The sequence below is a fragment of the Pseudomonas sp. AL03 genome (assembly GCF_029960815.1).
Classification (GTDB): domain Bacteria; phylum Pseudomonadota; class Gammaproteobacteria; order Pseudomonadales; family Pseudomonadaceae; genus Aquipseudomonas.
Map to the genome: position 1 here is coordinate 70922 of NZ_JASBRE010000005.1, position 14085 is coordinate 85006.

The following is a 14085-nucleotide window of genomic DNA, read 5'->3' on the forward strand; positions in this document are numbered from 1 at the left end:
AGGGTTATTCGAGGCGGGCCAAGCGCTCTTCCAGCGCCGCAATCCGCGTCTCAAGTTCTTCGATCCGCTCAACCGATACGCCGCTGCCCGTGCCACGTTCAACCGGGTTCTGCCGTGCCGCAAGGATCACTTCGATGTCCGTCGGGTCACCCAAGGCGTGCATGTAGCGGTCTTCACGCTGACCGGCCTGGCGCGCAATCAACAGCGCCAGACCTCGAGCAATCAAGCGTTCCAGTTGATGCACGACCTGTTCGGCATCCTCGAAGTCATGCATGCGGCCGCTGCGGGTCAGCAGTTCATTGACCGTTTGCGGACCGCGCAGGAACAGCAGCCCCGCAAGAATGACCTGCGCCGGCACCAGTTCCAGTGCCTTGTCGACCTTATGTTCCCAGCGGTCGGCACGACTGCCCATCACCAGTTTGGTAAAACCGCGTCCTTCGAGGGCGCGCAGACTCTGGCCGACCTGACCTTGGGTAAGGTTCATCACCGGCTCGCGGCTGGTTTTCTGGTTGCAGGCAATCACCAGCGCATTGAGGGTCAGTGGATAGGTTTCCGGGCTGGTGGCCTGTTTTTCGATCAACGAACCCAGAATGCGGATTTCCGTGCTGTTGAGTCGCGGCTCGTCGAAGGTCGTTTCTTGCTCAGTGCTCATGATTCTGCATCCTTCCCGGGTTCATGTTTTTCTCCTGCTGGCATGCACTTTAGATTGACGTGTGCCAATGGCAACTGAATTCGTCGCAGCACCTTGGTAATGGTCACAAAACCTAAATCAACCCGTCACGCCATCTTAACAATCAGACGTGCACCGTATGCATGGCCGCAGACGACTGCGGCTCATTAACGGGTACGGCGAAAATCCCTATCGACGACGTCACCGGCCTTATTAATTGTGCAGTGGAGCAAGGCATGAAGCTGACGTGGGTATCGACCCGCAATAATGCGCTGTTCGGCGCCCGCCCGCTATGACCGTACTGGTCACCGGCGCCGCCGGTTTCATCGGGTATCACACGGTGAAGCGCTTGTGTCAGGAAGGTCTTGAGGTCGTAGGTATTGATAATCTCAACGACTACTACAGCGTGGAACTCAAACACGCGCGACTCAAGGAACTGAAGTCCTTGTCGGGCTTTCAGTTCCAGGCACTGGACATCGTCGACAAACCGGCCCTGATGGCGTTGTTCAAGGATCACGGCTTCACAGAGGTTATCCATCTGGCTGCCCAGGCGGGCGTTCGCTACTCGCTGGACAACCCGGACGTGTATGCGCAATCGAACCTGGTGGGTTTTCTGAATGTGCTGGAAGCCTGCCGGCACCATCGACCCGAGCATCTGATTTATGCATCGAGCAGCTCGGTGTACGGCACCAACAGCAAAATGCCGTTCAGCGTCGAAGACGCGGTCGATCATCCAATTTCGCTGTATGCCGCCAGCAAACGTGCCAATGAGCTGATGGCCCACAGCTACTGCCATCTGTATGGACTGAAGGCCAGCGGCCTGCGTTTTTTTACCGTTTACGGACCTTGGGGGCGCCCCGACATGGCGCTGTTCAAATTTACCGAAGCGATCCTCAACGGCCGGCCGATCGACCTCTACAACCAAGGCCAGATGTCGCGCGACTTCACCTACATCGACGACATCGTCGAAGGCATCGCACGCCTGCGCCCACGACCACCGCTGGCGGACGGACCTGGCGATGGCGCCAACCGAATCTTCAACATCGGACGCGGCACGCCGGTGGCGCTGCTGGATTTCGTCGATTGCCTGGAGTCGGCCCTGGACAGGGAAGCCCGGCGCAACTTCCTGCCGCTGCAGGCTGGCGATGTGGTCAAGACCTGGGCGGATGTGTCGGCATTGGCGCAGTGGGTCGATTTCCATCCTCAAGTGACGGTTGAAGCCGGCGTAACGGAATTTGTGAAGTGGTACCGCCACTTTTATCAGAGATGAAACGTTGGCCCTCGATAAAAAATCCAGGGTAATAGGGGCCTCTATGAGCCAAGACATATTTGTATCTGTACTGATCCCGGCAAAGAACGAGGCGAGCAATCTCAAATCGCTGCTCGAAGAAATCCGTATCGCACTGGCCGATGAGGCGTATGAAATCATCGTCGTGGACGATGGCAGTACTGACGCCTCCTTGCAGGAACTGCGGCAAACCAGGCACAGCGGCCTGAACACATTGCGCATCCTGCGCCATGAACGTTCGCTGGGGCAGAGCACTTCGCTCTACCATGCGGCGCTCGTCGCCCGAGGCCAATGGCTGGCCACGCTCGATGGCGACGGTCAGAACGATCCGGCGGATATCCCCGGCATGCTGGCATTAGTGCGCAGTGAGCAAGGTCGCGTCGACCTTCAGTTGGTAGCCGGCCACCGGGTCAACCGTCGCGATACCGCGAGCAAGCGCTGGGCCTCGCGTTTTGCCAACGGGTTACGCAGCCGGATGCTCAAGGACCAGACGCCGGACACCGGCTGCGGGTTGAAACTGATCCAGCGGGCGGCATTTCTGCGCTTGCCGTACTTCGACCACATGCACCGGTTCATTCCTGCGCTGATCCAGCGGCATAACGGTCAAATGATCACCCATCCGGTCAACCATCGGCCCCGCACGGCCGGCGTATCCAACTACGGAAACATCGACCGCGCCCTGGTGGGCATTCTCGATCTGATCGGCGTTTGGTGGCTGATCAGGCGCACGCGTCTGCATGCCCATGCGCAGGAAATCGAAGGATGAACCTCTCCCGCGAAACCCTGTGGCTGGTCGTCGGTTTCAGCGGCCAGATCGCCTTCACCGGTCGCTTTGTCCTGCAGTGGCTGTACAGCGAATACAAGAAACGCAGCGTGATTCCGGTGAGCTTCTGGTACCTGAGCATCGTCGGCAGTGCGCTGCTGTTCGCTTACGCCATTTACCGACAGGACCCGGTTTTCATCGCCGGTCAGGCGTTCGGCTCCATCGTCTATTTGCGCAACCTGCAATTGATCGCCCGCAACAAAACCTTGAAGGACTGACCCGTGCGCCGAACCCTGTCACCCAGCGTCGAATGCCTGGGGCTGATGTTGCTTGCTCTTTTATTGGTCGGCGCCGGGTTTGGGCTGCGTCAGCCGCAGAATGTCGACGAGGAGCGATTCCTCGGCGTTGCGCTGGAGATGCTGCACAACGGTTCCTGGCTGATTCCGCACCGAGCCGCCGAGATATACGGCGATAAACCACCGATTTTCATGTGGACGGTGGCGTTTTTCACCTGGATCACCGGGATGCCCGCCATTGCCCTTTATATTCCTGGGCTTTTGTCTGCCACATCGGTCACGGCCATGCTCTACGACCTGGGTCGCCGGTTATGGAATCAGCGTACCGGACGAACAGCAGCGCTTTTGTACCTGGCCACCTATCAGACCTACAGCATCCTGCGGACCGGTCAGATCGACAGTTTTCTGATTCTGTTCACCTCTCTGGGCCTGTACGGCCTGGCCCGTCACCTGCTGCTCGGGCCCGCCTGGCGGTGGTTTTATGCAGGGTGCGCGGCCATGGGCATTGGCGTGATCACCAAAGGGGTCGGCTTCGTCCCGGCGTTGATGCTGATTCCGTATGCCTACGCGGTGCGCAAAGGCTGGCCCGGTGTGGTGGCCATGCCGGGCGAGGCGCGCAAGTGGTGCCTGGGTTTTTTGGTGGTACTGGGCGCCATCGCGATCTGGTTGCTGCCCTTGGCGGTGTCCATCGCATTCAATGGCGCCGCTGATGAAATCGCCTACGCACGGGAAATTCTTCTGCGCCAGACGGCGGGGCGCTATGCCGCCGCGTGGGATCACCGAGAACCATTCTGGTACTTCTTCGTCAATGTCATCCCGCAATACTGGATGCCGTTGGTACTGGCCTTGCCGTGGCTCGTGCCCGCCTGGCGTAGGCAACTACGCAAGCGCGACGGTCGAGTGCTGGTGCTGCTGGGCTGGGTCGTACTGGTCGTACTGTTCTTTTGTCTGAGCAGTGGCAAACGCAAGCTGTACATTTATCCGGCGTTGCCAGGGCTGGTGCTGGTCGCCGCGCCGCTGATCCCATGGCTGCTCAATCGTTGGTTCGGCAAGCGTCCGAGCGGTCGGCGGGCATTCCAGGTGTTGGCCGTCACGTGGTTCACGTTGTGGTTCGCTCGCGGTTTCATTGAGCCGGTCAAGGACGGACCCAATCCCCACGAGGCGCTGATGGCGCAGGCGGCGGCGATGACTAAAGGGGCGGACCTGGTGCTGGTTAACTGGCGCGAGGGCCATTGGTTGTTCGCCCGACAGCCGATTGTGCATTTCGGGATGATCGGCTCCACGGTCGAGCAGGCGGCTCAATGGCTGCGCGAACACCGCCAGGCGTACGCCTTGGTGCCGGATGAACTGCTGAGCCGGTGTTTTAATCCACAGGCCGCCCGTGAACTGGGTGAAACCTCGCGCGCGCAGTGGTCTATCGTCGGAGCCGATGCCGATAACGGCCGTTGTCATCCCGCACAGCCAGCCACTATCTATCGCTTCACCTGGGACCGCGCATCGCTATAATCGGCCCACGTTTTCCTCCTGTCACAACATGAGACTGCCATGACTATTTCCCTGTACGCCGCTTCCGTCCCGGTTTTCAAACAAATGCTCAACGCCCTGAGCGACGTTTTGAACAAGGCCGAAGCCCACGCCACCGCCAAGAACATCGACCCAAATGCTTTCCTGCAAGCCCGTCTGTACCCGGACATGTTCCCGCTGGTCCGTCAGGTGCAGATCGCCGTTGATTTCGCCAAGGGCGTTTCGGCGCGTCTGGCCGAAGTTGAACTGCCGAAATACGACGACACCGAAACCACCTTCGCCGAGCTGCAAGCGTTGATCGCCAAGGTGCTGGCCTTCATCGGCGAGATCAAACCAGAACAAATCGACGGTAAGGAAGGCATCGAGATCATCACCCGTCAGGGCACGCCGAAAGAGAAGCGCTTCACCGGCCAGGCTTACCTGCTGAGCTACGGCCTGCCGCAATTCTTCTTCCACGTCACCACCACCTACGCACTGCTGCGTCACAACGGTGTGGAAGTGGGCAAGCGCGATTACATGGGCGCGTTCTAAACCTCCCGGCGTAAAAAAGCCCGCCAAGGTGTGAACCTTGGCGGGCTTTTTTGCGCGTGTAGTAACGCCGGTCTGCCTCGTCACTGGCGCGGCTGTGGGCAGTGAAGTCGGGTGTGGCGCCCTGGTACTTGGCGAGTTTGAACGCTTCGGCATGCGCTTCTTTGCGCGCTTGTTCCAGTGCCGGGGGCACGGGAGCGTCTAGCGGCTCGACCTTGCCGCCCTTGTTCAGGTAGTCGAGCAAGGATTTGCGGGTCTGTTGCCGATCCGGTTCGGGCAACTGTTGCAGATCGACAGGTTGGCTCAGGGACGCGATGTGGGCGCGGACATTGGAAAACAACTCATGCGCGGCGTTTGTCGGTCGGATTCAAGCGCTGCACTTCAGCAAAGATCTCGGTAATCGCTCGGCGAGGTTGGCGTTTATGCAGGGCGCGGACCTGTGCGCTCAGGCGCAGCAGTTCTTCACTCGGTTTGCCCCATTGTCCCTTCGGCAACGGCTCGGACCATTGGCGCATCGATTCGGGCATGGCCTGCGGGGCCATTTTCTGAAGGCGGCGGATTTCCCATTCCGTCAGGTAGTTGGGAATCCTCCACAACGTCATGACGTGGTACAGGTACCAGAAGAAGCCGGACACTCGACCACGTTGGCCGTCGCGGATTTGCTGGTGCAGGCGCGCACGGGCGTTGTGGAAGGTGTGCAGGCCTTCGTGGGGCGGGTCGTTCGGGCCTTGCAAGTCTTGCGGGTCCTGAATGGATTTGAGGTCGTGGATTTCGTATTCCATGTAACAGCGGATGGCTTCCCAGTGGCTGATGGCCAGGGAAAGGCCGAAGCAGGGGAATTCGACACTGGTCAGGGTCTCGCCGTGCTGGAAGCCGATGCCCATGCCGTACTGGCGGTGGATGCCGTATTGGGTGGCGCCTTGGGCTTCGATGACCCAGGCCGAGAGGGATTCCCAAGGGACGAAGAGAGGTTCGGTGGCGTCTTCGGGCATGAAGCAGACTTCGCGGCGTTGGCGGTTGAAGCGGGTGGGGATGATGTGGAGGCGTTTTTTGTGGTTGTAGTGCCAGACGCCGAGGCCGATCGCCAGCATGGAAAATCCGGTAACCAAGGCATATCCATAGATGGCGAAGAATAAATCAATGACAAATTCCCATGTGTATGCGAAGTCATATCCGAACAAAAGGCCCATGCAGCCAATTGCTGGCGGGATTAGGAACGTGATCATGAAGGCAACACTGAATGGTCCTCCCAATATGGTTTGCCATGAAAATATCTGCGGCGATCCCAGTCCGAAGTCCATGTACACCTCATTGAGCTCCCCGATATGGGGACCATGCGGTGGCAACGCTGTCGGTAATGGCAACGGCGCGAGATAAGTGATTCTCCCACTTGGAAACGGCTCAACATCTCCGGCTTTTCGGGATTGCTCAAGGTGCTGGGGCGGCAGAGGCACATCAATCTTGGTGGGCATGGTCGGCCAGCTCCAGCAGATGGGTTTCAACCAGCAACAACGGTGGATGCTCGGTAACGGATTGACGAGGTAACGCAGGGAAATGACCCTTACCGCGCGGGTTGAGGTGAATAACGTCAGTGAGCGATTCCCACACCCCCTTGGCGCTCAAGGTCTGGATGCAGACGGCCAGCTCCAGTGTTTCGGACATCGGAGCAAATACATTGAAAAAACAACTCATGCGCGACGTTTGTCGGTCGGATTCAAACGCTGTACCTCGGCAAAAATCTCGGTGATCGGGCGTCGCGGCTGACGTTTGTGCAGGGCGCGAACGTGCGCGCTCAGGCGCAGCAGTTCTTCGCTCGGCTTCGCCCATTGTCCCTTCGGAAGCGGTTCCGACCATTGGCGCATCACTTCGGGCAAGGCGTGCGGGGCCATCTTCTGGAGGCGGCGGACTTCCCATTCGGTCAGGTGGTTGGGAATCGTCCACAGCGTCATCACGTGGTACAGGTACCAGAAGAAGCCGGACACTCGACCACGTTGGCCGTCGCGGATTTGCTGATGCATACGCGCGCGGGCGTTGTGGAAGGTGTGCAGGCCTTCGTGGGGCGGGTCGTTCGGGCCTTGCAAGTCTTGCGGGTCCTGAATGGATTTGAGGTCGTGGATTTCGTATTCCATGTAACAGCGGATGGCTTCCCAGTGGCTGATGGCCAGGGAAAGGCCGAAGCAGGGGAATTCGACACTGGTCAGGGTCTCGCCGTGCTGGAAGCCGATGCCCATGCCGTACTGGCGGTGGATGCCGTATTGGGTGGCGCCTTGGGCTTCGATGACCCAGGCCGAGAGGGATTCCCAAGGGACGAAGAGAGGTTCGGTGGCGTCTTCGGGCATGAAGCAGACTTCGCGGCGTTGGCGGTTGAAGCGGGTGGGGATGATGGCGGCGCGTTTGTTGTGGGTGTGGCGCCAAGTGCAGAGGAGGATGATCAAGGCAGAGAAGCCGGATATCAGGGCTATTCCGTAGGCCTCATTGAAAACCCCTTCTATGGCATGAGAAACATCGTCCCAACCCATCCCGAACACAAAGAACATAAAGCCGACAAATAGAGGTATCAAAAATGCGATCAAGAGGGCACCACTGAAGGGCCCGCCCAGTATGAGCTGCCATGAAAACACCTGGGGTGATCCCAAGCCGAAGTCCATGTACACGTCATTCAGATTCCCGATATGAGGGCCATGCGGCGGTAGCGCTGTCGGCAATGGCAACGGCGCGAGATAAGTGATTTTCCCGCTGGGAAACGGCTCGACATCGCCGGCTTTGCGGGATTGCTCAAGGTGCGGGGAAGGCAGAGGCATATCAATCTTGGTGGGCATGGTCGGCCAGCTCCAGCAGATGGGTTTCAACCAGCAACAACGGTGGATGCTCGGTAACGGATTGACGAGGTAACGCAGGGAAATGACCCTTACCGCGCGGGTTGAGGTGAATAACGTCAGTCAGCGATTCCCACACCCCCTTGGCGTTCAAGGTCTGTACGCAGACGGCCAGCTCCAGTGTTTCGGACGCTGGGGTAAATTCGGCATCAGGATCCACGGGATATTGCAGGCATAACACAAACCGGTCGGGTCCTGTTTGTACGATGCGCAGGCTGTTTGCGACTTCCTCACTGATGATGTCCTTGCGCTCGCGCGGTACACCACGACTGTGGAGGGGAACGGAAAGACGGTGGGCGCCAATCCCCAGGCGATGAGCCGGTTGTCCACTCAACGGTGGCTGGAAATCACTGAGCTTGAGCCTTGGCAGCACCAAGTGAATGTCGCTGGGCTTGGCTTTTAGCAGGAAGTTTTTCAGCCACGAGTCATGCTCGTTCAGGCCGAGTTGCCTGTACGGAGCGTTCAGCAAATAGCCCAGATAGCGCTGATATTCATCCAGGGTATGATCGCCGCGATGATCGGTGTCCAAGCTCCACGGCGTGGTTTTCAGCCATTTATCATGGGCACTGATGTTGTAACGGTTGTACAGCCAAGTGCCACCCAGTTCCAGCACGGTGAATAAGGCGCCGGCCAGGTTGAAGCGGAAAAATACGGTTGAGAGACGGGTACCCGCAGCGGCCCAGGCGGCGGTCCTTGCGGCAGTGTTTTTTGCGATCAACACGTTAAACGCGGCACGACCTGTGTGACTCAATCCATAGGTATTGACGGTCGTCATGCCGGTCGCACCCGCTGTGGCAAGCGCGGCACTACTTTGAGCGGCCTGATTTCCGCTACGCGTCGCCTGTTGCCAATTCTGGTGGTGGTTGATGAGGCTGACCATTGAAGACGCAAAACCTAAAAGGTAGGTAAAGAAACCCAATCCAACATGCATTTTCCCCATTTGCACATGCACATTTTGCAAGGCGTGGCGTTGAAGACCCGTGACGAGAGCAGCGCTACGTGCCTTCAACGCGGTATCAGCCAGACTCTGCGCCGCAGTGAATCCCGCCGCCCCGGTAGCCATCACTGCATTAAAAACGGGCATCCAGACTCGCTTGTTCCTGGATTGGTTGGTCAGTTCCCTTATGACCGAAACCAAATTCACCCCCTGCACCAAAAACACCAACAACCCCATCCCCTCGCTCCGAATCAACTTCGCATTCGGCACCGAGCTAACCCCCAACCGAATGTCCTTCAACAAACTCCGCACCTCCAACTGCTGCGCCGGTGGAAACACCACCGTCACCCCCGCCCGAGCCGGCGTCGCGCCGTACAGGCGCGCCGACTGATCCGGCAGCTCCGCAATCGGGCTCAGCGCCCCGGCCAACCGGCCTTCGAGCTGCGTCAACTGCCCACGCACCCGCACGATCTCGCCCTGCAACTCCACCGCCCGTGGCGTCTTGTGCCCCTGGCGGTTTTTGTTGTGGGTGAGCTGGTTGCGTTCACGGGTCAGGGTTTTCAGGTAGTCGCGTTCCCTGAGCAGTTCCTTGAGGTTGGTTTGCAGCGCCGCATGTTCCGCCGGGCTGGCAACAGTAAAGGTCACGCCGGTGGTTTTCGCCGCATCGAGTATCCGCCCCGACAAGGCTTTGGGCAGGCACCGGAACAGTTCGTCGAGATCGGGGATTTTCTCTCCCGCCAGATCGAACCCTTCCAGCGCCCGGCTCAGCCCCATGTTCAGCGCGGGACTGAGGCTGTGCTGGGCCGCGTCAGCGACGGCGCGGGTGTGTTCGGGCAGGTCGTCGAGCACCGGCAAGTGCGGCTGTTCGATTTTCTGTAACTCACCCAGCCAGTGCGGCAGGTTGTTGAACACCCCCATGCCGGCGTTGAACAACGTGGCGTATTGCGCGGCCCGTTCCGGCTGGAGGCGCAGGGGCAAGGTGTAGAACAGTGGCCGGGTCAGTTCGGGGTGTTTCTCCAGATAACCGAGGAGGTTTTCGCTCGCGTGGTCGCTGCGGCAGATGTCCTTGAGGCAGGCGTATTCGGCGGTGAAGGCCTGGTGGAGTTGCTGTTGATCCTGCGCGTCGTAATACCAGGCCGAGCGATGGAAGCGGCCGGCACCCACCAGCATCGTGCGGTCAGCGGTGATGCGCTCGAGCAGGCGGTTCCAGCGCCCGAGGTCGTCGCGATGTTGAAACAACGCGTCGTCCATGGCCGGCCGGTCGATGAAATCGTTGACCCCGCGTTTGCCACTGAAACTGGAGCCTTCGAGCACCTCCACGATGCGTTTGTTTTGCTCTTGGCCGAGTTTTATCAAGGTATCGAGGTGACGTTCGACGAATTCGTCGGGGGCGACCTTGAAATGTTGGCGCGCGTAATAACGCCGGTCTGTCTCGTCACTGGCGCGGCTGTGGGCGGTGAAATCGGGTGTGGCGCCCTGGTACTTGGCGAATTTGAACGCTTCGGCATGCGCTTCTTTGCGCGCCCGCTCCAGTTCCGGAGGCGCGGAAGCGTCCAGCGGCTCGACCTTGCCGCCCTTGTTCAGGTAGTCGAGCAAGGCTTTGCGGGTGTGCTTGCGATCCGGTTCCGGCAACTGTTCCAGATCGCCAAAAAGCGCCTGGACTCGCGGATCGTCGCTGGCGTCAGCCAGATTGCCGATATCCATGGGACTGAGCTGGCTCAGGGATTCGATGTAACTGGCCAGCAAGTAATCGCGTTCGTTGTTATCGGCGTTGCTCCAGTCGTCGACCCAACCCACCACGGTGTCTTGATACTCGGCCAGATCACGCAGCACGCCGAGGTCGTCGTGTACCACGAGGAACAGCGTGTCGTCCTGATAAGCCGGGCGGACCCGCCCGAGTAACTCGCCGATGTGCGCCTCGCGAAAGCGCGACGGCTTTTGCCATAAATAAGGTTCACGTTCGTGCTCGGGGGCATCGCTGACGTGCAACGTCGGCAACAGAACGGCGTCCGGCGGCGACTCGGCATCCTGCTCTTCGCGGTCTTGTGCGACTTGTGCCTGCTGGGCCGGTACGGTCGCAATCTCCGCCAGCCACTGTTTGCCTTGCGCGACCGTCAACAGATGCTCGCCACCGGTTTGGCAATGCACCGGGCCGAGGTCGACGGCTTGCATGAAGTGTTCGCGTTCCTCGCGGCTGTCGAGCACTTGCGCGCATTTGGCCGCTGTCCATTGCACTTCGGCAAAGCTCACATGCAGGGTGCTGCGTCTTGAAAACACCAGCGCCGGATGCTCCTCGATGGGCGTGCGCTGATCGCTGTCGACCTTGGCGCCCTTGTGCAGCAAGGCGCTGACCAGTCCGTTGAGTACTTGGTATTCGTGCAAGTGGCCGGTCACGCTGTCGATGATGTACAACCAGGCCATCGCGCAGCATGCGAATGCCCAGCGGGCGGGTCGTCAGGGCATAGGGCAGCTTCAGTTTGGCACTCGGGTCGAGGGGCTTTTCCACCAGTCCATAGCGCAAGGGCAATAACTGCACATGGGTTTGGCGCAAGGGGCAGGCACCCAGAGAGCCGATGGGGGATTTGGATGCCGCCGCTGCGGCGAGGTTGGCGGGTGAAGTCATGGGCGCCCCCGTTGGCTGGCCCAGTGCTGGGCCAGGTCAGCGGCCAGCGCCATGCGCTCGCCGGGGGATTGCAGCGATGGTGTATGGAGCGTTGGGGTGATGCGCGTGGGCTGATTGAGTACCTGAATGTCGCAGGAAAAATCAGCGGTGCATCTGAAAATGACTCGGTTGGCGGCACTGTGCATCCACAAATCCCTGTGTCTTTTAAAGGACACGGGACTTTGCGTGGATCTACCAATTGACGCAGTCAGACGAATCGATATTTAGCGTAGGACGCATCCGTTAAGCCGAATGGTTGTCGAATATCGTTTCCCGCCAACATTTCCGGAATGTTAAACACCGCTCGACAGCACGTGTTGAAAACGGCTCAAGGTTACTTCCTGCAAGCTACAACACCTTGCGCCGTTGCCTACGGCTACGCCAGAATCCGCCGGCTTGTGCGTCTTGGGGCTGGTCGGTAACTTGATTCGTGTCACTGATCGTCAGTGGCCGGGTTTAGTCGCCCGCTGGTAATTGAAGATGCACGAGCATTCGTCAGACAGGTATTCGTACCTGAGTTTGATGGTGGCTGTGCGTAGGGCACCTTCGGGTGCGCCGGCTTCTTCAATTCCCCGGTCCGACTAACCTGCGTACAGCTGCCACCCCTTCGTTTAGTCGGCGAAGTATTGTCAGCATCATTCAAGGAATTGAAGATCATGTTCAAGGTCACACCAAATCCGCCAGACACCGACCCGGTCTCCCCCTACGAAAGCCCCGACTCAAACAAACTCAACGAAGCCGCCGAGCGCGCCCTCGACCATCACTTCCCGCCAGCCGACCCCAAACCACCAAAACGCAACGGCCAGCTCTTCAGCGTCTGCCCGGGTATCAACCCTGAAACCCTTCTCGCCAATGCCTCGGAAGATTTGCTGTCCATCAGTGCCATCGCCGCCAACCTCGCCGATGATGTGGACGGCTCGCGCCGCTCCGTAGCCTTGGCGCTCAGCCGCATGGCTGACGGGGTGCATTTGTTGGTGGAGAGAATGTTGGATCATCTGGATGAGCCGGAAATGGCAGCGATTTTCGCCAAGCAACAAAACCGCGTCATCTAATCCGCTACCCATAAAAAATGGGCACCCAACCAAGTTGGCGTGCCCTTTGTTAATGCGTCGGATTTAAGCCAGGCGTTGTGCTTTCTCGTCTTCGCCCAGGCACGCCGCCGCGGTGAACAGTACGTCGGTGGAGGAATTCAGCGCGGTTTCCGCCGAGTCCTGCAACACACCGATGATGAAACCGACCGCCACCACCTGCATGGCGATTTCACTTGGAATGCCAAACAGGCTGCATGCCAGTGGAATCAACAGCAACGAGCCGCCAGCCACACCCGAAGCACCACAGGCACAAATCGCTGCGACGACGCTCAGCAGGATGGCCGTCGGAATGTCGACGGCGATGCCCAGCGTATGCACGGCTGCCAGGGTCAGCACGGTAATGGTGATCGCCGCGCCGGCCATGTTGATGGTCGCGCCCAATGGGATCGACACCGAATAAGTGTCTTCGTGCAGGCCCAGGCGCTTGCTCAATGCCAGATTGACCGGAATGTTCGCCGCCGAACTGCGGGTGAAAAACGCGGTGATGCCGCTTTCCCGCAGGCACATCAGCACCAGCGGATACGGGTTGCGACGCAGTTTCCAGAACACAATCACCGGGTTCATCACCAGTGCAACGAACAGCATGCAGCCCAGCAGCACCGCCAGCAGATGCACGTAGCCGATCAAGGCGCCGAAACCGGATGTGGCGAGGGTCGAAGCGACCAGGCCGAAGATCCCCAATGGGGCGAAGCGGATCACCAAACGCACGATCAAGGTCACGCCATTGGACAGATCACCGAGCACTTCGCGCGTCGTGTCACCGGCATGGCGAATCGCAATGCCCATGCCGATCGCCCACGCCAGAATGCCGATGAAGTTGGCATTCATCAGCGCGCTGACCGGGTTGTCGACCACGCTCAGCAACAGACTTTGCAACACTTCACTGATACCGCCCGGCGCGGTGACCGCAATGTCGTGAGTCGCCAATACCAGGCTCGACGGGAACAACGTACTGGCGACAACGGCCACCACCGCCGCCGCAAAAGTCCCCAGCAGATACAGAAACAGAATCGGCCGGATGTGGGTTTCCTGGCCGTGCTTATGGTTGGCGATCGACGCCATGACCAGCACGAACACCAGAATCGGCGCGACAGCTTTAAGCGCCGATACGAAGACTTTGCCGATAAACGCAGTGGACTTCGCCACTTCCGGCGCAACCAGCGCCAAGGCAATCCCGGCGATCAGGCCGATGACTATCTGCGTAACCAGGCTCAAGCGTTTCAAGCGTTGCAATAACGAAGGGGATGAAACAGTCATAAAACGACATCTCTAATTTTATTAGGTGCGGGGTGTCGCGACATCGAGGCCACCAAACGGCTGATGAACAGGGTGTACGAATCGCAGGGCGCGGACTTTATCACAGCGTCGTCTTTATCCTTCAGACCTGTGACGATCTGCCGCCAGCCGGTTCAACGCGATATGCAGGTTCGTGCAACCCTGATTGGAAACA

At 59.1% G+C, this 14085-nt stretch carries 13 protein-coding genes; 6 read left to right on the forward strand and 7 right to left on the reverse strand.

The window, feature by feature from the left end; translation table 11 throughout:
- Positions 1-4: 4 nt before the first annotated feature.
- Positions 5-652: a DUF480 domain-containing protein gene (locus tag QK293_RS07085; protein ID WP_282376444.1), complete on the reverse strand. Its 648-nt coding sequence runs from the start codon at positions 650-652 to the stop codon at positions 5-7.
- 310 nt (positions 653-962) lie between these two features.
- Here QK293_RS07085 and QK293_RS07090 point away from each other — a divergent pair, with 310 nt between their 5' ends.
- Genes QK293_RS07090 through QK293_RS07110 form a run of 5 tightly spaced genes read left to right on the forward strand, consistent with a single transcriptional unit; the run spans position 963 to position 5072 of the window.
- Positions 963-1940, forward strand: coding sequence for an NAD-dependent epimerase (locus QK293_RS07090; RefSeq protein WP_282376445.1), 978 nt, complete (start codon positions 963-965; stop codon positions 1938-1940).
- Positions 1941-1983: 43 nt separating this feature from the next.
- The gene (locus tag QK293_RS07095; protein WP_282376446.1) at positions 1984-2724 is read left to right on the forward strand and encodes a glycosyltransferase family 2 protein; all 741 of its coding nucleotides are present in this window, start codon (positions 1984-1986) and stop codon (positions 2722-2724) included.
- Complete coding sequence (locus QK293_RS07100; RefSeq protein ID WP_074878476.1) at positions 2721-2999, forward strand: lipid-A-disaccharide synthase N-terminal domain-containing protein; 279 nt, start codon at positions 2721-2723, stop codon at positions 2997-2999. The genes QK293_RS07095 and QK293_RS07100 overlap by 4 nt, the downstream gene beginning before the upstream one ends.
- A 3-nt stretch (positions 3000-3002) precedes the next feature.
- On the forward strand, positions 3003-4523 hold the full coding sequence (locus tag QK293_RS07105) for a glycosyltransferase family 39 protein (RefSeq protein WP_282376448.1): 1521 nt from the start codon (positions 3003-3005) through the stop codon (positions 4521-4523).
- Positions 4524-4562: 39 nt separating this feature from the next.
- Entirely contained in the window at positions 4563-5072 is a 510-nt protein-coding gene (locus QK293_RS07110; RefSeq protein WP_008148402.1) for a DUF1993 domain-containing protein, read from the forward strand.
- 338 nt (positions 5073-5410) lie between these two features.
- Here QK293_RS07110 and QK293_RS07115 read toward each other — a convergent pair whose 3' ends face one another.
- The 5 genes from QK293_RS07115 to QK293_RS07135 all read right to left on the reverse strand — a co-directional run bounded on the left by QK293_RS07115 (position 5411) and on the right by QK293_RS07135 (position 11690).
- Positions 5411-6160: a hypothetical protein gene (locus tag QK293_RS07115; RefSeq protein WP_282376449.1), complete on the reverse strand. Its 750-nt coding sequence runs from the start codon at positions 6158-6160 to the stop codon at positions 5411-5413.
- A gap of 364 nt (positions 6161-6524) precedes the next feature.
- Positions 6525-6731, reverse strand: a complete 207-nt coding sequence (locus tag QK293_RS07120) for a hypothetical protein (RefSeq protein WP_282376451.1) — start codon at positions 6729-6731, stop codon at positions 6525-6527.
- A gap of 26 nt (positions 6732-6757) precedes the next feature.
- Complete coding sequence (locus tag QK293_RS07125; RefSeq protein WP_282376452.1) at positions 6758-7888, reverse strand: hypothetical protein; 1131 nt, start codon at positions 7886-7888, stop codon at positions 6758-6760.
- Positions 7872-11303: a toxin VasX gene (locus QK293_RS07130; protein ID WP_282376453.1), complete on the reverse strand. Its 3432-nt coding sequence runs from the start codon at positions 11301-11303 to the stop codon at positions 7872-7874. Before QK293_RS07130 ends, QK293_RS07125 begins: the two co-directional genes overlap by 17 nt.
- 198 nt (positions 11304-11501) lie before the next feature.
- Positions 11502-11690, reverse strand: coding sequence for a hypothetical protein (locus QK293_RS07135; protein ID WP_282376454.1), 189 nt, complete (start codon positions 11688-11690; stop codon positions 11502-11504).
- A gap of 510 nt (positions 11691-12200) precedes the next feature.
- Between QK293_RS07135 and QK293_RS07140 the strand changes: the two genes are divergently transcribed.
- The gene (locus QK293_RS07140; protein WP_282376455.1) at positions 12201-12596 is read left to right on the forward strand and encodes a DUF6124 family protein; all 396 of its coding nucleotides are present in this window, start codon (positions 12201-12203) and stop codon (positions 12594-12596) included.
- 63 nt (positions 12597-12659) lie between these two features.
- On the opposite strand, the gene sstT is transcribed toward QK293_RS07140, so the two are convergent.
- On the reverse strand, positions 12660-13892 hold the full coding sequence (gene sstT / locus QK293_RS07145; protein WP_282376456.1) for a serine/threonine transporter SstT: 1233 nt from the start codon (positions 13890-13892) through the stop codon (positions 12660-12662).
- Positions 13893-14085: the final 193 nt, after the last annotated feature.

What these genes read in the sequence shown, in the direction of transcription:
- QK293_RS07085 (WP_282376444.1), bottom strand. Translation starts at nt 652, where the DNA reads ATGAGCACTGAGCAAGAAACGACCTTCGACGAGCCGCGACTCAACAGC.
- QK293_RS07090 (WP_282376445.1), top strand. Translation starts at nt 963, where the DNA reads ATGACCGTACTGGTCACCGGCGCCGCCGGTTTCATCGGGTATCACACG.
- QK293_RS07095 (WP_282376446.1), top strand. Translation starts at nt 1,984, where the DNA reads ATGAGCCAAGACATATTTGTATCTGTACTGATCCCGGCAAAGAACGAG.
- QK293_RS07100 (WP_074878476.1), top strand. Translation starts at nt 2,721, where the DNA reads ATGAACCTCTCCCGCGAAACCCTGTGGCTGGTCGTCGGTTTCAGCGGC.
- QK293_RS07110 (WP_008148402.1), top strand. Translation starts at nt 4,563, where the DNA reads ATGACTATTTCCCTGTACGCCGCTTCCGTCCCGGTTTTCAAACAAATG.
- QK293_RS07115 (WP_282376449.1), bottom strand. Translation starts at nt 6,160, where the DNA reads ATGCTGGCGATCGGCCTCGGCGTCTGGCACTACAACCACAAAAAACGC.
- QK293_RS07120 (WP_282376451.1), bottom strand. Translation starts at nt 6,731, where the DNA reads ATGTCCGAAACACTGGAGCTGGCCGTCTGCATCCAGACCTTGAGCGCC.
- QK293_RS07125 (WP_282376452.1), bottom strand. Translation starts at nt 7,888, where the DNA reads ATGCCCACCAAGATTGATATGCCTCTGCCTTCCCCGCACCTTGAGCAA.
- QK293_RS07130 (WP_282376453.1), bottom strand. Translation starts at nt 11,303, where the DNA reads ATGGCCTGGTTGTACATCATCGACAGCGTGACCGGCCACTTGCACGAA.
- QK293_RS07135 (WP_282376454.1), bottom strand. Translation starts at nt 11,690, where the DNA reads ATGCACAGTGCCGCCAACCGAGTCATTTTCAGATGCACCGCTGATTTT.
- QK293_RS07140 (WP_282376455.1), top strand. Translation starts at nt 12,201, where the DNA reads ATGTTCAAGGTCACACCAAATCCGCCAGACACCGACCCGGTCTCCCCC.
- sstT (WP_282376456.1), bottom strand. Translation starts at nt 13,892, where the DNA reads ATGACTGTTTCATCCCCTTCGTTATTGCAACGCTTGAAACGCTTGAGC.